The organism is Paenisporosarcina sp. TG20, from assembly GCF_000286315.1.
In the GTDB taxonomy this organism is placed as follows: Bacteria; Bacillota; Bacilli; order Bacillales_A; family Planococcaceae; genus Paenisporosarcina.
Genome location: NZ_ALJG01000361.1, coordinates 1 through 20,982 on the forward strand (window position 1 = coordinate 1; position 20,982 = coordinate 20,982).

Genomic DNA, 20,982 nt, shown 5'->3' on the forward strand with positions numbered 1-20,982 from the left:
TAGGGGTGCGAAACTTAAGTAATCAAAACAAAAAACTATCAATTTGCATTTGAATTGATAGTTTTTAATTTACTAGTTTAAAGAAGGCTCGTTCTTAGTCAGAGAAAGGATTTATAACAGTCCAACCCTTTCCCTCAAATAACTTTCGAAGCATCCATAGATGATCTCTACCAACAAGTAATAAGAGCCGTTCATTCGGATTCTCTAAGATTTCAGTAACGTGTTTAACGATCATCAGTTCTCGCTCTATCCACTTATGCAAGAAGGTAGCACCAACACTTTCACCATTATTTTCTACGGTAACGAAAGACAGATACATTTTCTCCAGTTCCTTAATCAACTCTGTGTCATTAAGCTGCTTGTAACTATCAAGTAGAGAGATAGTAGGATCTATGTCGACATCTCGTTCGCTAAACGTGTTCACCATTTTTAGGACTTCTGGATATTCGTTTTGAATTGATTGATTAAGTTTAGACATATCTTCTTCAGTAAGCTGTCCTGCCCAATTAATTGCAAATATCCCTTGATGGTTTAATTCTTCAGCTAATCGAAACCCTATTTGCTCAATTTCATCCATTGCATATAACTAGTTATGTTTTGCATAGTTTTCGGCTAATTCCTCTTGCTTGTTCTTTTCCCATTCGACCGCTATTTTTGTTGGCTTAAAGCGGGCAAGGTGATTCACCAGCTCTTTGATTTCGAGTTGTTTATCTGTAAGTATTTCCTGTTGAAGTTCGAAATGGAAGGTTCCTACTAAAATTATTTCTGTTACTTCAGCCATAAAGAGTCTCTCCTCTTATAAAAATCTGCAAGGGATATTGGGTTTACGCAAACACCGATGGAATAGTGGTTTTTTTAGTACCTATTTTGAGTTTAAAATATCTAACTTTACATTTGATTTCCCTATTATATAGCGATTATTAGGTGATATATGCGTTTTGTACGGGTACTCGTAAAAAGAATCCATAGCTATTACTAGACTTCGTCATAGACTACAATTCTTGATTATTACTAACCTCTGAATTCCACATAAATATTCCCAGAAAGGTATTGACATTATTCTGATAATGCAGTATTGTTTGATATTAATGAAATCAAATTTGACAATTTAATTAAAATCTCTTATCCAGAGTAGCTGAGGGACTGGCCCGTTGAAGCTCGGCAACCACTTATTTTCGAATAAGATGGTGCCAAATCCTACAAAACGTATATGTTTTGAAAGATAAGAGAGGACTTTGTATTTAGTGAATTCTGCATCTCTCTTATTTTTAAGAGGGATTTTGATCCTTATACATTTTTGTGCCTCTCTTTCTTTTGAAAGAGGGGTTTTTCATGTTTTCTAGACTTTACTACTTATGAAAAGGACGTACTTTGAGGAGGTGATGGGTAATAAAAAAGAGATGAAAGTATTGCAGTACTTTCATCCCTTGTAACACACGATAAACCCTGAGAAGGCTTAGATCGCTTTAATACTTTACCATTTTAGCGTATTTACGTCCATGTCAGGAAAATCCCTGAGGAGGAAGTTAAACATGAGTGAATTAAAATATGCATATTGGGTTCCGAATGTAAGTGGAGGTCTAGTTGTCTCTAAACTACCACAAGAAACCGATTGGTCATTTGAAGCAAATAAAAGATATGTGCTAGCAGCAGAAGAAGCGGGCTTTGACTTTGCCCTTTTACAAACACGCTTTTTTGCAAGTTATGGAGCAGAATATCAACTCGAAGCAGCAACATTAGCAGCGGCACTTGCAAGCGTAACGACAAAAATAAACCTAATCTCAGCAGTGCACCCGGGGCTTTGGCATCCAGGAGTTTATGCAAAAATGATGGCTACGTTAGATCATATCAGCAATGGACGTGCAGCAGTAAATGTCGTTAGTGGCTGGTTCAAAGGAGAGTTTACGGGATATGGTGAGCCTTGGCTTGAGCATGGTGAGAGATATCGACGTTCAGAGGAATTCATAAGAGTCCTTAGAGGCTTATGGACAGAAGAAGAAGCCACTTTTAAAGGTGATTTTTATCGAATTAATGGGGCCCCACTAAAACCCAAGCCTGTTCAAAAGCCAACGCCACCTATTTTCCAAGGAGGCAATTCGAGAGCAGCAAAAGAAATGGCTGCTCGAGTTTCAGATTGGTATTTCATGAATGGTAATACAACGGAGGGTTTTAAAAAGCAAATTGAAGAAGTGAAAGAGTTAGCTAAAATAGAAGGGCGAACACTTCAGTATGCCGTCAATGGATTTGTTATTGTACGCGATACGGAAGAAGAAGCAGTTTCAGTCTTACGTGATATTGTGTCAAACGCTGATGTTGAAGCTGTGAAAGGCTTTGGAGAGGCTGTGAAACAAGCCGGAGCGTCTTCAAAGGAAGGAGAAGGCATGTGGTCAAATTCTACTTTTGAAGATTTAGTTCAGTATAATGACGGATTTAAAACTGGGTTAATTGGTACAGCTGAACAAGTGGCAGATCGCATAATCGAACTTAAGCAGTTAGGGGTTGACCTCATCCTTACAGGTTTCCTACATTATGAAAAAGATATTAAGGATTTCGGTGAAAAAGTCATTCCACTTGTGAAACAAAAAGAAGCGCAATTACAAAAGGAGGTAGTAAGCGTATGAAAATTGTTGGTCTAACTGGAAGTTTAACATCTTCGTCTAAGACGTTTATTGCCGTTGACAAAGCCCTTGATTATGCCAAGAAACATAACCCTGAAATTGAAACGATTCATCTCCATTTAAAAGACCTATCAGTAGGGTTTTGTGATGGGAGGGACCCTTCGCTTTATGAAGGTGATACAAAGTATTTGATTGATCATTTAAAGAGTGCGGATGGCTATATTATTGGTTCGCCCATTTACCGTGGGACTTATACAGGAGCTTTGAAAAATGTATTCGATTTAATTCCAAATGACGCTTTACGAGGAAAGGTAGTCGGTTTTATTGCAACAGGTGGAACCTATCATCATTACCTGGCGCTCGAACATCAGTTTAAACCGCTTGCTGGTTACTTCAAAGCACATGTAGTCCCAGGCAGTGTGTACATTCATAATGAACATTTTACTAACAAAGAATTAAGCAGTTACGAAATTCTTGAGCGACTTGAAGCATTGGCAAGTGATGTAGTGAGCTTAACAAGTCTAATCGATAAACGTTTTGAGGGAGCCGATCAACCTACCATTCCAAGAAAAGTACTAGTCTAGTAATTGTACTCATAAAAAAAGAGGTAAAAGTACGGGAATACTTTTACCTCCAAAATAAACTCATGTGTTCACTAACACCCTATCAGTTGCTGCGGTCTTGATGATGTAAAAAAGCACCCTCAGTAAACTGAACAGATCATAAAACGGGTAATTAGTAACGCGATAAATAGATTTACAATTTGACTAGTTGCATTAAAATAAAACTAAGAATTAGGGGCGATTAGATGACAACGCAACAATTATTAAAGGTGAACACAAGTGGTAAATGGGAAAGTGGTTTAAAAACGTCAATATCGATTAGAAATTTTTCGCCATTAATCGTTGACGAACCAAAAAGTCTAGGTGGTACTGATGAAGGACCAAATCCTGTTGAATATGTATTAGCTGGATTGACTAGCTGTACGTCCGTTATGATTGGGATCATTTCGAAAGAAAAGTCTTTTTCTTACCATGGCGTAGACTTTGTAAATGAAGGAACATTAGATTTACAAGGGTTAATGGGGGTCGAAGGAATTTCACCACATTTTCAGAATGTGAATTTTGATGTGATTATAAGTACGAATGAAGATCTTTCTCGAGTAGAGGAATTAAGAGATGAAGTAGAAAAAAGATGTCCGGTTTATAATTTATTAAAAGATGCTGGAGTTAAGATAGAAACGAATTGGATTAAAAAATAGGATAGATTCAGAAATGATGTTAGTAGGATGTGTTACTACAATGGGTTTTTCAATAATTCATTGTAGTCTTTTTATTTGCGACCAAACAGACAATCAATCTACTGTATATTTACTACACGCTGCCGTCCTGATTGTCGTAAACCTGTCAATGAACAACAAGAGGGTTAATCAATAAGGGAAGAATACTCCTTTTTTAATGATTGAATAACACTTATTCTTATATGTGAACAAAATCAGGCTGAATGACTCGAAAAGAATTGGGAGTAATTCAGCCTAAAGTGTGTTTGTTTTTCTCATATCCCTTGGCAAATGAACTAAGGAACCATTTTCCTTAAAACAGGTATCTTTCGAATGATATATGTAATCATTGAACTGACAATTAGGATTATTATAACATTCAAGGGTATCGCAATAATGGGATGAAATTGAATATTTATTTTATCGAATACAGCGGCTAAAAGATAGTTGAGAACCAAAACATGAACTAAGAAAATTCCAAAGCTTGCTTGACTAAACCAATTTAGGAAGGCATTGATATCTTGTTTTGATTTAAACAAAATATCTTTAAATAAAATAAATAATCCCACTGAAGTAAGCAAGACGGATATAGAGTGATACTCATACCAATACTGTTCTAGTGCTCCTTGGTTTTTAATCGTTCCATAATAAGTTAAAAAGAATGTTCCCAATAATCCAAGGATTAGTAAAATTTGGGAATACAAAATATTTTTCTTGGAAAATTGGTATTTTAATAAATAATAACCTAACACAAAATATCCCACAAAGTTTGTAACAAAAAATAACTCGATTTTTATACTAAAATCAACAAGATACACCATGAATTTTAATAAAACCGATGCAAATATCCATAACCCTAAAAAATACTCGACATCTCTTTTGGCTGAATGTTGCATTAGAATTTTTACTAATGGTGTAATTAAATACAACCCAATAATTGTATACATAAACCATAAATGATAGATGATATTATCTGTCAGTAATTTATAAATAAAATTTTTGGTTGAATAGTCGTATTCATGACTGTAAGAACCTGCTAAATAATAGATAATACTCCATGATAGTAAGGGTATCGCTATTTTACTTATTCGCTTTTTCAAAAATTGACTATAGGGAAGAGAACGACTGTCATTTAAAAGAAGAGCTCCACTGATCATGATAAAAATTGGAACTGATGCACGTGCTAATGATTCAAAAAAGTTACCGCTAAGCCAACCTGACAAACCTGTTTCAAAAGGATTAGCTCTGACCGCAGAAGCTGAGACATGAATAGTGATTACAGCAATAGTCGCATAAATTCGTAAGTAGTCTAGATAATAAAATCTTTTCATTCTTTACACTCCTATAAATAGGTTTTTAATAACACTTATATAGTGTAAGAATAGCATATAAGATTTAATTTATGAATTATCTCACAATTTTTAATTCTATTCGCATAGAGTATATTTATAAATTGTTCGTGGTAAATTTTTAACTTGTAATATTATCATTTCAACTTCAAAACTATTATTCATTTCGTTAACTTACTTAACGACCCAGGGATGGAAACAATGATACAGAATTCTGATAATTTACTACAATTCTAGATATGCCTGCACTTTTTCTTGTCGGCGTGTCCCTGGGGGGCAGCCACAAATTGAGGAGCATTTGAGTCTGATCCAGGGACAGCACTCGAGCGAAGGTTTTGTATGTGAACATATATGGGGAGAATTATGAAATTATAAAGTGGATGAAATTAGTCATTCGCGTCCCAGGATGGAAACAACTAATTTGATACTTCCACACCACTACCACTTGTTGTTGGAATAGCAGCAAACTTGGCTTTTGTGCGAAGTTTAGGCAATGTGAAAGGTTTAGCCGCCTCTTCAAATGTTAATTCCGGATGCTCATGGAATAACCACATAGCTTTTGCCCAATCCATCACGGAACCCCCACCAATACCGATTATCCAGTCTGGCTCAAAATCATTTAAAACTTTTGCACCATCTTGGATGATAATTTGCGACCCAGGGATGGAAACAAATATATATCCGTCACTAGCACGACTTTGTTCCATTGAATTTGCTCGAAATATTGAACGAGTTGCAAGGGTAGAAGAATTCGGTATGGCTTTGATAAGAAATGCTAGCAGGCTAAATCAGAGAAGCGTACGTCAACACGTGGTTTGAAATCGTATTACACTCGAAGAATACATGACTGGTCAAGAAGATGAGAACTTAAAAAAATATGTTTAAAAAGCTAAGAAAATCAGCAAAAAGAGAGGAATAGGCATGAATACAACAATGGATTGGTTAAAAGCACAACGTTCATCAGGTGGCTATAATATGACTTCGTCCATGTTTCTGAGAAATGCAGATGCAAACAGTTATGTTGAGTTCTTTGTCAGTAGAGTCAACAGAGAACAGGAAAGTGATTTAAAAGTGAAATTTGATCATAGCGGGTTTGAAATTGTTTCGAACAATCAAATAGTCTGGTTTGGACGTGAAGTGGATGTAGATCTGTTACGGACGGTGAAGTTTGATTTATTTGAGGAGATTTTATTGAAACGATTAGAGAGGCTGGGTATAGAAGGGTCACAGGACACAATGTAAAAAACAATATTAAAGTAGAATACCCCTTCATGGTAAGTGTGAAGGGGTATATTCATGTTTCATGATTGTACCGTCCCTGGGTCAGACACCAATGTTTTTCAATTTGTGGCTTGACCCAGGGACGCAAACTACTTCCTTGAATCGAGCCTCCGAAAGTGTCACGAACAGGAAAGTGGCAAATTGGCTAGCCGTGCCACCTAACTAGCATTTAGACACTTGATAAACTATTTATATCAACTAGGGTCTCCAGGTCGCTTTGGACGGCAACCCCCGACACCATGACCTAATGAATGAAGAGAGACGAGCGATGACAACGCTCGCCTTTCTTTTTTAACAAGTGGCTATGTATCCGCCCTATCCTACAACCCATGGTTGCATAGTGTTTTGGTGGATGAAAGAATGGATACTAATTGCAAGGGATGAAGCTACCGAAGATACAATTTCGGTAGCTGTTTACTTTCTTTAAAGTAAGAGTAAGAAAGTTTTCACATACTGTACCATACTCTCCGAGGCACCAATGATTTTCAATTTGGGCTTACCTAGGGACACTATGAAATAAAAGCAACACTTTAGTCAGGGCAACGTAATAGCGAGAAAGAGGGTATGGTAAACTATTTGACAGAAGGTCATTATACAAACCCATTTCCGAAATAGCTGAAATGAAGAAACCAAAAGTAGAGGACATAGTCCTTGTATGTCAAACGGTTACCGTAAAAGACCGTGGCTATATATTAACGAATTTAGGATAGAGAACGAATAGTCGAGGTGATATTAATGGTTATAGAATTTAAAAATAATGAACAAAAATACGAAGATTAGTGTGCAACGTACAAAACCGGTTATGTGTTTAATAGGGCGGGTGGACCGACGGGTAACGTTCTACATAAGGTCGGTTGTAGGCATTTAAACGTGCCTTCACGCAAAGGCACTTATACAACACGTTATCCAAAATACTGCTCGGAAAATATAAATGATTTAAAAGCGAAAGTTGATGGACTTAGTAAACCGGATAGTTGGAGAGAATGTAGCGTTTGTTTTAAATAAAGGTAGAAGGCTCGTTTTTGACGGATATTTTTTCTGTTTTGATACACTGTAAGTTTATAGTGAAGTATTTTACAATTTGCGATATGTCTTGTCTGTTAGAGTAATGATGGAAACTCTTTGCGGAAAAACAATATGTTCTTTATACGACACCCCCCTGCACATAACCTAGAGAAATGAAGAGAGACGAGCGTGGGCTTCGCTCGTCTCTCTTTCGTACAAATAATCCTGTGGTGGATATGCGTGCATCGCTCTACGCCTGAAGAATGTTTCCAGGGCGACCTATCCAAATTGGTTTGTGAAAGGACAACATGTGTTGTTTAGCAACTTGACAAGGAGCCTCTGCTGGTATGACTCCTAAACCAAGAAACCCAAGTAAATAAACTGACTTTTGCCTGCCAAGACTATCATACCCGCCTCTCCACGTAAAGTTGCGAGTCAGCTACTCTAGTACCATGCTTAGTTCATTCTTATTAGCATCATAATAGCGGTTTACTTGGTTTTTCACTATCCGGTAACATTTAATATTGCATTGAGGGTATTTATATATCTTCTTCATTGTAAAATAAATTTTTCACCCAGGGAAGCAAACTAATTTAATTTATAAAAAGCAGACAAGCCATAAAGTCGCAATGATCCAGAGAGGTAAACAAACATAAGCACGATTATAACTAGTGCATAGAAAGTCGTTAATGCCTTTTTTACATTAACACCTTATAAGAGTGAAAAATATAACAATAATCCTTAAAGAAATTATTTAACATTGTTTAAGTTACCATCTTTTGATATTAAGTCAGACAAAAACTTATTTCTTGATTTGCGACCGAATACATAGAAATAGCCAACACCAACTAAACACCATGTTACCCCTACAATAATGATATCTATCCCAGAATATACGATTGCTAGGATATATAAAATGATACCAACAATCGGCGTAATTGGATAGAATGGGACTTTAAAAGGTCTTTCGTGGTCAGGCAATTTAGTTCTAAAATAAATAACTAGAAAACATGCCATGATATAAGATAAAGCATAACCAAAAACTCCTAGAAAACCAGCCCACACCCACGCTCTCTCAGTGATTAAAGGAAGTAAAGAAACTAATACCATTGAGACTGCAGTGAAGTATAGTGCTCCTTTAGGAATATTAGACTTTTTATCAATCTTAGCGAATCGTTTATTAAACCATCCTTCTCTTGCCATGGCAAACATGACTCGAGTCTGACCCATAACACCACCATTAACTGTACTCATTGATCCGGATAAACTTTGAAGTGCTAACCAAGCCAATCCAATACCACCAAAAATCATTGCACCTGCTTTTAAAAGTGGTGCCTCTGTTGCAAGTTCCGATGCAGGTACTAATCCGAATAGTACTGTTGCGAATCCCCCAAATAATACCGTTAAAAAAGTAGCAGCTCCTATAAGAGCCTTTGGAATATCTTTTTTAGGGTTTTTGGATTCCTCTGCCAAGGTAGCAATAACTTCAAAACCACAAAACGCGATAACAACAAATGGTAGTGTTTTTAACAAAGGCATTACTGTTCCATTTGGTGCGAAATCTGAGTAAAGACCAAAATCTAAATGTCCTAAACCTAATAATATAAAAGTTGCAGATGACAAAATTAATATAACGCCAAATCCAGCTTCAATAATAGTAGACAATTTGACACCTATAAAATTCAAAGCTACAAATATTAGAGCTGTAGCAAGTGCTCCTGCCCACTGGGGGACGGATGGAACCAATTCATGAACATAAATACCCACCGATACTAGCTCTACATTTAGTCCGAATAATAATGCGAACCAGTATATCCACCCAACCATAAATGAAACAGGATGATCATTTCCAAAGGCTTGTTTTGTATACTCCCACACGCCACCACATTTTGGAAACATTGTGGCTAATTCTGAGAAAACAAAAGCAGTAGCAAATGTAGCTAATCCACCAAATACCCAATATGAAACTAAAGCTAGCGGGCCAGCCTCAAATGCTGCACCACCAACGCCGATCATAAATCCTGACGCGACGACTGTAGCATAACCCGTGAACATCAGTAACCATTTTCCAAGAACTCTATTTAGCATTCAAAGCCCTCCTTTTAAAATTATTTATTTTTTGCTTATTTCACTCTCGTATTGGTTAAGAATGGATAATGGAAATTCCATTCGTGCTGTCATTAGTGGATCTACTATCTGACAAATTCTTAAATCTCCAACTAAAGATAATAACATTCCTGTTTCATCAATTCCTAAATTCAACTTATCTAGCAAGAAAGAATGCATGTTAATAGTCGCATTCTTAGCGGCTTCATCTAATGTCTTTGCAGATGCAATTGTCATGACATGATTTCCTTCCACTAAAATGGGAAGCAAGTTGTGAGGTATTTCATTTTTCAACACAGTAACTTTCACTGTAACTTCACCAGGAATTTCTAACCCACAAATAACTATTTCACCATCGGCCATCACGGCGTGTAAATCGCCCATGGATAAAAGTGCCCCATCCGTATTTACAGGAAGATACAACACTGAATCTTTAACAATTCTCTTGCAATCCATGTTTCCTCCATGGGATCCAGGTGTTCCAGTTGGTATGGAATCCCCATAAGGAGCAGTTCCTATGACACCAATCATCGGATTAACAGGAATTTTAATCCTCTCATTAAAAACTGCAAAGTTGTCTATTATCTCTATGATTTTAGTAGTTTCGCCAGTGACTATATCACCTAAAACGCCTAACTTTGTTGCAGTGGTCATAACTCCTTTTGAAGCAATCTTAATGTCCAAAATTTCAACTTTCAGGACATCCCCTATTTCTGCGTTATTCACATAAAGCGGACCTGTAGCGGGATTGATCTTGTCCCATCCAACAGAACTGAAAGGATCATTTTCTGTTCTAATTTGATTACTAAAACAATCAAAAGTATCAAAAACTACTGTACTACCACTATCGACCTTTTTAACGGGATTATTAGATTTTGACATTGCCAAAATCATTTTTTCTTTTGGAATAACTTCCATAGTTAAAACTCCTCTCTAAGAATATTTGATATCATAATTTATGTCTTAGGTTATGGAAATAGAAGTTAAGATGATTAAAAACTAAGGTATTAGTATTAAAATCTTATTCTAAAGAAGAAAAAAACATAATGTTATAACTTTGAAGAAGTATAGGTTTGGAATTCTCGAATGCCAACGTAGAAATAAAACCAAAATGGCTAAATCTATTGTCATAACGGATACTAGAGCTTTCCTTGATTTGAGAATAAAATAAATAAATATCAATAATGTAAATCCTATATATTTAATAAGAGTAATAATTTCATAACACTAAACTTCGAAAACATCACACTCTTTGGACAGAAACCCCTAAGGAGAACTTAATAAATAATTGGCACAGACAATTAATAATTATTCCAACTCCAAAAATACTTTTTCCAGTGTTGCTAACTTAAATGAGATATTCATATAATGAAAGAAGATGTTAATCCTTTCATATTCTTAAAAAGTACGAGGTGAGATAATGATAAACCAAAAAAACTCTTCCAAAGTTAGTTTGGAAAGAGTGAATGAATTGGAAACTAAATTAAAAGAAGTAGGTGAAACATCAAACCGTTTCACTGATCTACAGGTAAAGAACATACAAGATGAATTGATGAACTTGAAATTCAAATTAAATATGTTGAGTGAAGATGAAAAAGAGGACTATATTGGTGAATTAATGGAATATGCTCTATACGCAAAGACTGGCGAATATAGGGATTCTAATGTAGCGAAATATGAATACGAAAATATTCTAAAGCTTGATCGCTATAACCCTGAAGCTCACTATCGATATGCGTTTCTTCATTATGCTGATAGTCGATGGTTGATCGCAATTATTTATTTCCAACGTGCATTAGACATAAATAGAAAAACTAATTCCAACTTTCCATTGGCACAAGATCAGCTGATTAAATCAAGATTGTTCATTGGCTATTGTGCCAGTCAGATCTCCAAAGAAGCTCACCAAGTGGCTAAGGAATTGGATCCAAGTGTATTTGATTTGGATTATGAAGGAATTAGTATCCTTCAATTGAAACAAGAATTAGAAAAAACAGAGTTAACAATGATAACACCAATAGGGAAGGAAGGAATTTCCCGTCAAAGATATGTAGAACTTAGGGATTCCTTGGGTAAAGAACAGCTCCTACTGAGTTATGTAGAAGATCGTCCATTCATACAATTAGGCAACGATGCCGGAAATCCACTGAGTGCAAGTGAAAGTGTTCTTTTAAAGAAATTATTGATGAAAAGTGTAAATAAAAAAGCACTATCACTGGTCGAATTGAATGGCTTCGTAGAGGAAACTGGAACAATAAATGATGTCACCTGGGCTAATTATAGACAGCGAGTTAAGCGTTTGAAAAGACGTTTAGAGGAAAGTGGCTTCGTTGGCAATTTGATTGTAGCGGATGCTGGCTTACAACGATATCGTATAAATATAAATGATTTTTACATCGTAGCACGAGAGGACCAATATCTATAATAAACGAATGCTTTTCTACTGGGATTTCCAGTGGGTAAGCATTTTTTCTTTGCTCTAAAACCTCACGGACAGTAGTTGTGACAGGTGTGTCACAGCAACTTTAATACAATGTGAATAACAAAACAAGAGGAGAGATGAACACATGAAAAATACAAAATGGCAATCATTATTTACTGGATTTGGATTCAACGTCAAGGAGGAAGAAATGCACTTTAACGTAGGAGCGATGAATAAGGAAAATATTAAATTGCTCGAAACAATCCTTAAACAATTGAACGCATCATTCATGATTAATAGAACAGAGCTTCAAATCTTTTCAAGTCCGGTGACAGTAGGGGAATGGGTACAAGTGCAGGAACAACTTACAGATGGTCGCACGGAATTGCTGCGTCAGTATGATGTGCTGCCAATTTCACAATTGGATATTTATATTGCCGGGTTGGTAACACAATTTAATGAACTTGGATTTGCCACTAAGTATTCCTGTGACGGTCATTCAAGTAGCAACCCTATCATCGATTTCACATCAAAAATGCAAGCAAGAAATGCTCATAAAGTGTGTGAGAACATTCATCTTCCTGCCATTCTAAACTGGGGAACAGGGCTCACATTTCAAGTAACTAGAGAGACATTGCCTGCATTTGCCGAGAAACTATTCAACATCACAAAGGAGGAAGCGCAAAAAATGATTCAATTAGACTCTCCATTCATGCCAAAAGAAGAGTACTATTCCCAGCTTGAAACGTTGCTGAACATTCCAGGAGCAAGTAGAAATGAAGGGGATATTCGCAAAATAGTCCGCGAGCATCTCACTCCATACGTGGACAGAATTAGTGTCGATGATGCCGGGAATTTGCTGGCAATAAGAAAATATGGTCCAGGACCAACCGTTCTATTAAATGCCCATCTAGATACAGTGGAAGAAATTAATCCAAATCGTTCTATTCTTAAATGCGATCAAATCTGGACCAGCAGCGAAGGAATTTTAGGAGCAGATGACCGTGCTGGCATTAATGTGTTGTTGAGTATTGCGAAAACATTAACAAAGAAACAATTCAATGGCACCATCAAATACATCTTTACTGTAGAAGAAGAAATCGGTCTCCGCGGTGCAAGAGCACTTCATGAATCATTTTTATGGGACGTTGATATGGCTTTCGTAGTTGATCGCCGCAATACATCGGACATTGTCATTTCAAGAGGAGATACTACACGATTTTGTTCCATTGAGTTTGCTCGAGCCGTTGAACGAGTTGCGAGGTTAGAGGAATTCGGTCAATGGAAAACAACTCCTGGAGGATCAAGTGACACTGCTATCTGGGCATCTCACGGGATCCAAAGTGTTAATTTATCTGCAGGCTATGACAATGAACATACGGACATGGAACAATTAGACGTGGAAGCAAATTATGAAACATATGAGTTTTTAATGGCTTTGATTAGAAATGCTAGCAGGCTAATTCAGAGAGGAGTACGTCAACGTGTGGTTTGAAAACAATTTAGTTAACATAACTAGAATTGATACGTTTTAATTCATTACAAATTTCACGCAAAATGTTTAAGCCATTTCGTGCATTTATTTATTGGTTTACCGTAGTGCATCTAAGCATCTAAATGAAGTTTTAGATTTCCATTTATTTTATATGTTGCACCATCTAGACTGATTGTTTGTCCACTTGCAGTCCACTTGTGATCCACTTGTGATCCACTTGTGACCCACTTGTGATCCACTTGTGATCCACTTGCGGTCCACTTGCGGTCCACTTGCGGTCCACTTGCGGTCCACTTACGGTCCACTTGTACTATATTTGATACACAAATTTACTCTTTATGCAATTTGTATATGCTGGCCTTTGATTTTCCTTCCAATATTAAGGTTCCTTCTTCTCTTAATTTTTTCAGTATCCTCTTACTACTAGTAGAGGAAAAGCCACAAAGGCGTTCCACATCCAAACGAGTCATAAAGCCATTCTTAGATAAATAATCAATTATCATAGTTCTAGCCTGAATTTCATCAAATTCTTTATCTTTTGTATATTCAATGTTATTATCAAAACTGTCATATATTCTGTGTGTAAACATATACTTATTTCTTGTTTCTCGTTGTAGGATATTCTTATTGTTACAGAGTAAATTGAGCACATTAGTAGCCTCTGAAGTACTTATTTGTGCTACTTCAGCAGCTTTACTCAGACCAATAGTTTTAAAAGACTTTACATACTTCAATATACAGATTTCTGAAACAGAAAAGTCTCCATTTGTTTCTTGCTCCCTATTAATAAATTTGAGAAATTCAACATCTTCTACACTACTTCTTAAAGTCAAACTAACTGCATCTTCATATATTTTATATTCAGGAGCTGATTTTCCTAAAGATAACATGTCCTTAAAAATAATATCTATTCCTTGACCCGAACGTTGAACATATTTTAGTTTCTGAAAAGTTTCAGCAATTAGTTTATTTCTTGGCGTTGATGGGTGAGTAATAATATTGTTACTATAAATTCCATCAGGAAAAGAACCAGGGTTTTCAATAATAATCTTACTTGGGTAAAGTTTAATAATAATGGAAGACGAGCTTTCATAGCTTCTATGTGCAATCGCATTCAATAATGCTTCTTGAAAAACATTTGAAGGGTAGTCATGAACCTCTAATTTAAATAATCCCATTTGAATATTTTTAATTGAATTCCTATCTTCAAATATCTCTTGAATTCTTGTAATTGACTTAATTAAGGATGTACGTAATTCTATTCTCTTGTTATATTCTGTCTGGCCTTCTTGATCATAAGTCAATATCATAATCTCTGCTTGTGGGAGATGGCGAATTATTGATTCTTGTTTTCCTACTAATAATAATCCGGCAACAGTTAATTTTATATTTTCTTCATCAACCGCAATTAAATGCAAGTCCCTTAAAAGAGAAACATTATCACCTAAATGCAACGTAGAATCCTTATCCCTTGAATGAATTTTTTGCTTTAAATTTTCTACTTCAGCATAATCTATATCTGCATCTGTGGTATGTGCTAAAATCTTAGCAGAAAAATCCCCCTTAATACGCTCTATAGTATTCAATTGATATTCAGAGGGGTATAAAGGTTTAGTATTTTTACCTAATCTTTTATATACAGTCCCACGAGATGTCGCTATAGTATCCACAGATTTTGACACTGTGATTTTCAAAATATCTTTTTCATCTATCTTTATAATTTCTATATCTGTGAAGACTTTCGGAACGGTGCGATCGTAAATACTTTCTATAACGTTCTGTGTATCATACTTTTGGCAACCCGTTATCTCACCATCATCTTCTACTCCAACTAGAATTATTCCTCCATTAGCATTTGAAAATCCAACTGTTTCTGTTGCTAAAATTTCAAACAAATCTCTTTTATTAGGGACATTAATCCAACTTTTAAATTCAACAAACATAGTTTCTCCATTTGCAATTAATTCCTTAATCGACACAGATATCCCCCCATTTTAGTAACTATTAACATTTATTATAACTTATAAAAGGAGATAATTATGCGTAACAAAGTGCAATTTTTTCTGGCTAAGGGTCGTTGGTTATTAAACCATAGCACTATTCCTGAATTTTTTTCGAAGTATGAACTTCTTTCTCACCTGGCTTTAAGTCCAACCATGCTTTTAGATAACCCTGTTCCGCTAAAGCTTTAATCAAAATGATAATAATTGGGGATATTAATAGACCTACAAACCCCAAGATATTGATACTTATAATTAGTGCAGCTAGCATAACAGAAGCTGAGACACCTAAAGAGTCTCCTATTATTTTTGGTTCTAGTACTTGTCTGGTTCCTAATACAACTACGAGTAATGCAATTAACCATACAGCTAGGAAGATATTTTCAGTAATGAATAAATATATAATCCAAGGGATGAATAGAGTGGAGACACCCAATAGTGGTAGGACATCAAAAATACCGGCTAATATGGCAATCGTTAGTGCATTCTCTACTCGAAGGATGAGAAGTACGATTAAGACAACGATAAAGGTAACTCCGATTAGTTTCAACTGAGCTTTCATGTATCCTGAAATGCCTTTTAACACATTTTCTTTTAAAAATGAAAAAGAAGTTTTTACACCTTGAGGAGCATAGGTGTTGTAGAATTTTTTCCAAATTTTAATATCTAAACTTAAAAAGAAAGCGAAAAAGAACCCTAGCGTTAAGTTGGCTATGATTGTAATACTAGAAGAAAGTGTTGCTAAAAGCCCTAGTAAGAATCCTGAAAGGAGTGTCGAGATTTTTGCTATTGCAGTGGTTGTGTATTCTTTTGTTTTTTCTAAAGCCTCTGGAGGGATATTATTAATATTCCCTTGAATAAAATCTGTTTGGTAGACAATAAAATTCTCAAATGATGCAGCGTATTTAGGAATGGACTGTGATAATTGTTGCATTTGTGTAAAGAAAATAGCTCCAATGGTTGTTAAGATACCAAGTATAACGATTACAAATAGAGTGAAGGATAGTGTAGTTGCGAATCCTTTCTTTAAGCCCTTTCTGTTAAGGAACATAGCGAAAGGTTCAGTGATTGAATAAATGATTAAACCGATGAATATTGGTGCTGCAATTTTGAGTAAAAACTCTGAACCTAATAATATGAAATAAAAGGTTGCGATCAGTAATAATATGTTAATGATTTTTTTGTAATGGTTTTTATAAAATGTTAAAAACATAAAAACACCCCTATTTATTTGGTCTTGTTATTGGAACTTATTAGAAAATATCTATTTCCAATTTCCCCAACATGAAAGTACCCCACTTAGAATCAATGCCACTGAAAAAGTCAATTTGGCCTAGTACAGGTGCTTTCTGTTGCAGTGCACTTTCATGTTTCGAAACTAGCGTAGCAATACAGAAAAAGGCGAGCGCTTTCCACTTTTTTTAATTCCTCTATTTTGATTTCAATTAATACATAACATCACATTATATCTATATTCTCATGTTCCCAATCAGGTTTGGTAACCTAAGAATCTTAACGATATTCACTTCCCCCGCCCCAAATTTCACGTCCACCCGTATGGCCGGTATTCTGATGGATTTCTTCATTCACTAGCTGAAGGACGCCTGGTTGTTCGCTGTGGTGCCAATCGTAACCTTCCGGAGTAATTCCTGTAGCCAAATTTTGCACATCATATTCAGATATGCCAATGTCATTGGTGATATTAGGTGATTGTTGTATTGATTCTGAAAGCGTTTCATTTGCTATTTGAAAATGAACGTTGTCAGTGGCTAAATACAAGTCTTCAGTTAAGATGACACTAAAATTTGAATCAAATATTGGAAATGTACCTATATTGATATCTCCGTTAGGAAGTTCAATAGTCCTTTCTAAAAATAGAACACCCGTTTCACTATGTTCTAATCCATCTAAAGAATCATTTCTTGTTTCAATAGGATCTGCGTGTCCCATATCCGAACCATCTACTATATCTAGTACACCTACAGCAACTGTTGTAACCACCACGACCTTACCAAGATTTCCAATACCTTGAAGAATTTGTTGTCGATTTTTGTTCCGAATACCGGTAAGAGTAATTCGAGTACTGCTCACTGTATAATTAATACTCTTGCTTAATCCTCTTACAGTTCGTCCCGTAGAATCCTTAATATCTAACCATCCCTGCTTTTTGTGATAACTTTCTTTCTTTAATAGCCCATATAAGCTTTGGACTGTTCCATCCGAAAATTGAGCTACTGAATCAACAGCTTGTTCAGAAGAATTAATTACAACTTCCCCTACCTCACCTACATAACGTCCCACATTTTCATTTTTAGTAGCTATAGCTTTGCTAATCAAGTAAACGCCACCTTTTGCAACGCTGCCAAGTGTTACAGTTGCTACTTTTCCAGTGAAACGAAAAACGCCCATGTCATCACCTCTATTTTGAAGTATAATTATAACCATCTTATACCATATTTTAGAATTAAAATAGGCTTAATCCCCCTTTTATAAACAAGTTGATGTTCATTAAAGAGTCTCTTTATTGTTAAAAATTAAGGAACGCTAACATTCTAGAAAATATCGCCTTGATATTTATATTGAATTACAAGTATTTTATAATAATAAACATGGGGAATAAGAGAATGAATCACATTAAAACAAGCGTACTGAGAAGGACTTATGGCAGTTTGTACTGACAAAAATAGCTTTGATAAATTTAGCCAGACCAGCATAAGCAATACAATCTCTTACAATGTGAGATCCAGAGTGCATTTGAGAATAATGCAGCTATTGGAATAGGATTGTAAATTCAAGTAAGGGGAAATTTCAATGTCTCATATTAAATCAAAAATAATGAACGAATTTAATGATTTTGCTACACGAATTAAGAATGGAGATACAGTAAAAAGAGTTTTAGATATAGCGCCAGGCCATGGTAAATCTCAAACACTAAATGATTTTTTAGCTAATGAGCTTCAAAACAAAGATTCTAATTCAGCATATCTGATTGTGTTAAGAGAAGTAAGTATGTTAGAAGAGGTTGAAAAAATAATAAAGTCTAAAGGGCTTGAGAATATTATTTATTTAGACGCAAAGAATACAAGTAATAGAATTCAGATAGCTTCTCAAAAAAGGGTTTTGTTGATTACACATAAAAGGTTCCAAGATATTGTTCAAAGTATGGAAACAAAACATGAACGCAATAAAAATTACCTTTACCATAAGTCGTTAAATAATGCTGAGATAAAAAGAACTATTATTATTGATGAACTTCCACAAACATTCGATGGTGTCTTTTTTGAAATGAATGGAGATGAATCAAATTGGGTTCCAAAATTAATTAGAGAATTAAATCTCGAAGCGCGGGGGAAGCATGAAGTAGATAAAGTAAAGCTTCACATGGTGAAGAATATTACTTCAATATTATTAATGAATGAAGCACTATCAATTAAAAAGTCTAAAACAAAAAAATTATCCAAACGCATAAGGAATACCGATTGGTTAAACGAAATGGAGAATTTTTTTAAATTAATTGATGAAAAAATAGAAATTTACCCAAAATCTCAAGAAATAAAATCGTACAAAGCGTTTAAAAAAATGTTCTACGAAGATAATATCGGTATCAAACTTAGTAGCTCTAATCCTATGGACATACCTACTCTTTTTTGCGTAGAAAAAATAAAATATCATAATTTAGAAAATTCTATTCTCATCTTAGATGCTACAGCAAAGTTCCATCGTGCAATATACGGCCAGCACTATGAAATTAGTGATCCGTTAAATTATCATAATTACAGAAGAGTAACTATTCATCATAGGGTTATAAGTACGAGTGAAGGTTTTAGTTCAAAAGATAATACTCAATTCAATAAAAATTTAGAAGCTATTTGGAATGACATAGAAAAGATTCAAAAAAAAGAATACATTTTTCCGATTGTTAAGAAAAAGTTAATTAAGCCATTATTACAGAGGAACTTACTTGGAAAAGAGGATGAAAAATTATATCTTAACGCTGAAGATAATATTGAGTTGCCACTAAATTTATTCAATTTAACAGGGAAGAATACTTTAAGAGAAAAAACTGCATGTTATATTGTATCACTTCCAATTAAGCATATAAATTATTATAGAATGCTTGCTTTAAGCGTATTTGATGACACATCTAATTTTGATTTATCTAAAAAGTATAATGATCCTAGTTTGGATATTATTAAGGAACAGATAGAAATTCCTATTGAAACAAAAGAGGGACGTGAGTTGAACACAGTAGAAAATAATAGAAGAAGTAGTTTGGTTCCAAATAGCATAAGTGACTCAAAAAGGTGGTTTCAAAATCAACAACTAAATGACTTGTATGAAAATATGTTGCTTTCTGAAATATACCAAGTTATTCATAGAATAAATATTAGAGAATTAGAATCAACGAAACCTGTGAATATTTATATGTCAAATAATCATCTAGAATTCATGAAACTAGTATATGATACTTTACCAAAAGTAAATCATCATACACAAAGATTAAAAAATACCAATAAAGTAGAAAGAAGATTTGATGAAATTGTTAGTAATATTTCAAAAGCTATTGAACAAAATCATTGTACTCTACCATTAAGTATGGGAAGGATAATAGGCCATACTGACAAGACCTATCTAAATAGACACTGGAAAAATGATGATACTAGAGAATTGATAAAGACGATATTTCATCAATACAATTTTAGAATTGATGAAGATTCGCAAAATTCTTTTAAAGTTATTGATTTTCTTAATAGAGATAATTGACCAAATACACAATTTCTTTTTTGGAATTGTGTATTTTTATGTTAAAAAGTGACACAAAACCCCTATATAAAATTAGTTTTTATATTATTCATTCCCTTTTGTGATGAAAGGAGATGTTAATATGCACTATAAAAAATTATTTACTCAGGAGTATATAAAACCAAACGGAAAAATTCCAATTAGGGAATTTTTGGATTCTCTAGAAAACACTTCCGTGGTAAGATTATTGTCTAAATTACACATAATTGAAGAATTAGGACTTAGTGTTGGTCGGAATTTAGCTAAATATTTTAATAACCATAAACTTTGGGAGCTAAGAGTAAATAACCTTAGAGTTTTCTTCATTGTTGATGAGGGACATATGATTCTTTTAAATGGGTTTATTAAAAAATCAAATAAAACACCACAAAAAGAATTGAATTTAGCAGTCTGCATGAGGAATGAATGGATTAATAGTAAAGTTCAAATAGTTAGGAAGATTAGATAATGAGTTTTTATAAAAAATATTTAAAGATTAAGATGAAGAACGCAGAATTTAATAGAATTTGGAAAGAAAGTGAGTGGGATAGAGCGGTGGAACAAAAGAAGATTAGAGAAAAAATAAAGAAAAATAAGAAAGAATGAAAAAGGGACTTCATATATAATTAAAAAAACGGATAAAAA

Annotated in this window: 19 protein-coding genes and 1 riboswitch; of the genes, 9 read left to right on the plus strand and 10 right to left on the minus strand. The window is 34.7% G+C overall.

The features are described from left to right. Positions 1–94: 94 nt before the first annotated feature. Together B371_RS0119320 and B371_RS0119325 are read right to left on the minus strand one after the other, a co-directional pair. A complete protein-coding gene (locus B371_RS0119320; RefSeq protein ID WP_019415973.1) occupies positions 95–577 on the minus strand; it encodes a DUF5694 domain-containing protein in 483 nt (160 codons plus the stop codon). A 9-nt stretch (positions 578–586) separates the two neighbouring features. Continuing rightward, positions 587–781: a hypothetical protein gene (locus B371_RS0119325; protein ID WP_019415974.1), complete on the minus strand. Its 195-nt coding sequence runs from the start codon at positions 779–781 to the stop codon at positions 587–589. 338 nt (positions 782–1,119) lie between these two features. After that, positions 1,120–1,229, plus strand: a riboswitch (SAM riboswitch). A gap of 303 nt (positions 1,230–1,532) precedes the next feature. Here B371_RS0119325 and sfnG point away from each other — a divergent pair. The 3 genes from sfnG to B371_RS0119340 all read left to right on the plus strand — a co-directional run bounded on the left by sfnG (position 1,533) and on the right by B371_RS0119340 (position 3,879). Next, positions 1,533–2,621: a dimethylsulfone monooxygenase SfnG gene (gene sfnG / locus B371_RS0119330; protein WP_019415975.1), complete on the plus strand. Its 1,089-nt coding sequence runs from the start codon at positions 1,533–1,535 to the stop codon at positions 2,619–2,621. After that, a complete protein-coding gene (locus B371_RS0119335; protein ID WP_019415976.1) occupies positions 2,618–3,202 on the plus strand; it encodes an NADPH-dependent FMN reductase in 585 nt (194 codons plus the stop codon). Before sfnG ends, B371_RS0119335 begins: the two co-directional genes overlap by 4 nt. Positions 3,203–3,426: 224 nt before the next feature. Further along, complete coding sequence (locus B371_RS0119340) at positions 3,427–3,879, plus strand: OsmC family protein (RefSeq protein WP_019415977.1); 453 nt, start codon at positions 3,427–3,429, stop codon at positions 3,877–3,879. A gap of 314 nt (positions 3,880–4,193) precedes the next feature. Here B371_RS0119340 and B371_RS0119345 read toward each other — a convergent pair whose 3' ends face one another. After that, positions 4,194–5,228 (minus strand): acyltransferase, encoded by a 1,035-nt coding sequence (locus B371_RS0119345; protein WP_019415978.1) that lies wholly within the window; start codon positions 5,226–5,228, stop codon positions 4,194–4,196. 434 nt (positions 5,229–5,662) lie between these two features. Continuing rightward, positions 5,663–5,953, minus strand: a complete 291-nt coding sequence (locus B371_RS0119350) for an iron-containing alcohol dehydrogenase (protein WP_019415979.1) — start codon at positions 5,951–5,953, stop codon at positions 5,663–5,665. 214 nt (positions 5,954–6,167) lie between these two features. Here B371_RS0119350 and B371_RS0119355 point away from each other — a divergent pair, with 214 nt between their 5' ends. Further along, positions 6,168–6,488 (plus strand): hypothetical protein, encoded by a 321-nt coding sequence (locus tag B371_RS0119355; RefSeq protein WP_019415980.1) that lies wholly within the window; start codon positions 6,168–6,170, stop codon positions 6,486–6,488. 1,794 nt (positions 6,489–8,282) lie between these two features. Here the strand turns inward: B371_RS0119355 and B371_RS0119360 are convergent. Together B371_RS0119360 and B371_RS0119365 are read right to left on the minus strand one after the other, a co-directional pair. Further along, positions 8,283–9,620, minus strand: a complete 1,338-nt coding sequence (locus B371_RS0119360; RefSeq protein WP_019415981.1) for an APC family permease — start codon at positions 9,618–9,620, stop codon at positions 8,283–8,285. Between the two features lie 24 nt (positions 9,621–9,644). Then, positions 9,645–10,556: an acetamidase/formamidase family protein gene (locus B371_RS0119365; protein WP_019415982.1), complete on the minus strand. Its 912-nt coding sequence runs from the start codon at positions 10,554–10,556 to the stop codon at positions 9,645–9,647. A 502-nt stretch (positions 10,557–11,058) separates the two neighbouring features. Between B371_RS0119365 and B371_RS0119370 the strand changes: the two genes are divergently transcribed. Both B371_RS0119370 and B371_RS0119375 read left to right on the plus strand, forming a co-directional pair. Next, positions 11,059–12,063 carry a tetratricopeptide repeat protein gene (locus tag B371_RS0119370; RefSeq protein ID WP_019415983.1) on the plus strand — a complete coding sequence of 335 codons (1,005 nt, stop codon included), beginning with the start codon at positions 11,059–11,061 and terminating at the stop codon, positions 12,061–12,063. Positions 12,064–12,205: 142 nt separating this feature from the next. Next, entirely contained in the window at positions 12,206–13,555 is a 1,350-nt protein-coding gene (locus B371_RS0119375; RefSeq protein ID WP_019415984.1) for a M20/M25/M40 family metallo-hydrolase, read from the plus strand. A 110-nt stretch (positions 13,556–13,665) separates the two neighbouring features. Here the strand turns inward: B371_RS0119375 and B371_RS23645 are convergent, their stop codons facing one another. From B371_RS23645 to B371_RS22570, 4 genes are all read right to left on the minus strand, one after another. Continuing rightward, positions 13,666–13,827: a hypothetical protein gene (locus B371_RS23645; RefSeq protein ID WP_019415985.1), complete on the minus strand. Its 162-nt coding sequence runs from the start codon at positions 13,825–13,827 to the stop codon at positions 13,666–13,668. 57 nt (positions 13,828–13,884) lie between these two features. Continuing rightward, complete coding sequence (locus B371_RS22175) at positions 13,885–15,534, minus strand: RNA-binding domain-containing protein (protein ID WP_019415986.1); 1,650 nt, start codon at positions 15,532–15,534, stop codon at positions 13,885–13,887. A 118-nt stretch (positions 15,535–15,652) separates the two neighbouring features. After that, a complete protein-coding gene (gene ytvI, locus B371_RS0119390) occupies positions 15,653–16,768 on the minus strand; it encodes a sporulation integral membrane protein YtvI (protein ID WP_019415987.1) in 1,116 nt (371 codons plus the stop codon). Between the two features lie 299 nt (positions 16,769–17,067). After that, positions 17,068–17,964 carry an HNH endonuclease gene (locus B371_RS22570; RefSeq protein WP_019415988.1) on the minus strand — a complete coding sequence of 299 codons (897 nt, stop codon included), beginning with the start codon at positions 17,962–17,964 and terminating at the stop codon, positions 17,068–17,070. A gap of 402 nt (positions 17,965–18,366) precedes the next feature. Between B371_RS22570 and B371_RS0119400 the strand changes: the two genes are divergently transcribed. The 3 genes from B371_RS0119400 (at position 18,367) to B371_RS23650 (ending at position 20,943) form a co-directional block, all read left to right on the plus strand. Next, complete coding sequence (locus B371_RS0119400) at positions 18,367–20,319, plus strand: hypothetical protein (RefSeq protein ID WP_019415989.1); 1,953 nt, start codon at positions 18,367–18,369, stop codon at positions 20,317–20,319. A 121-nt stretch (positions 20,320–20,440) separates the two neighbouring features. Beyond that, a complete protein-coding gene (locus tag B371_RS22575) occupies positions 20,441–20,806 on the plus strand; it encodes a type II toxin-antitoxin system RelE/ParE family toxin (RefSeq protein WP_019415990.1) in 366 nt (121 codons plus the stop codon). Beyond that, entirely contained in the window at positions 20,806–20,943 is a 138-nt protein-coding gene (locus B371_RS23650) for a hypothetical protein (protein WP_019415991.1), read from the plus strand. Before B371_RS22575 ends, B371_RS23650 begins: the two co-directional genes overlap by 1 nt. Positions 20,944–20,982: the final 39 nt, after the last annotated feature.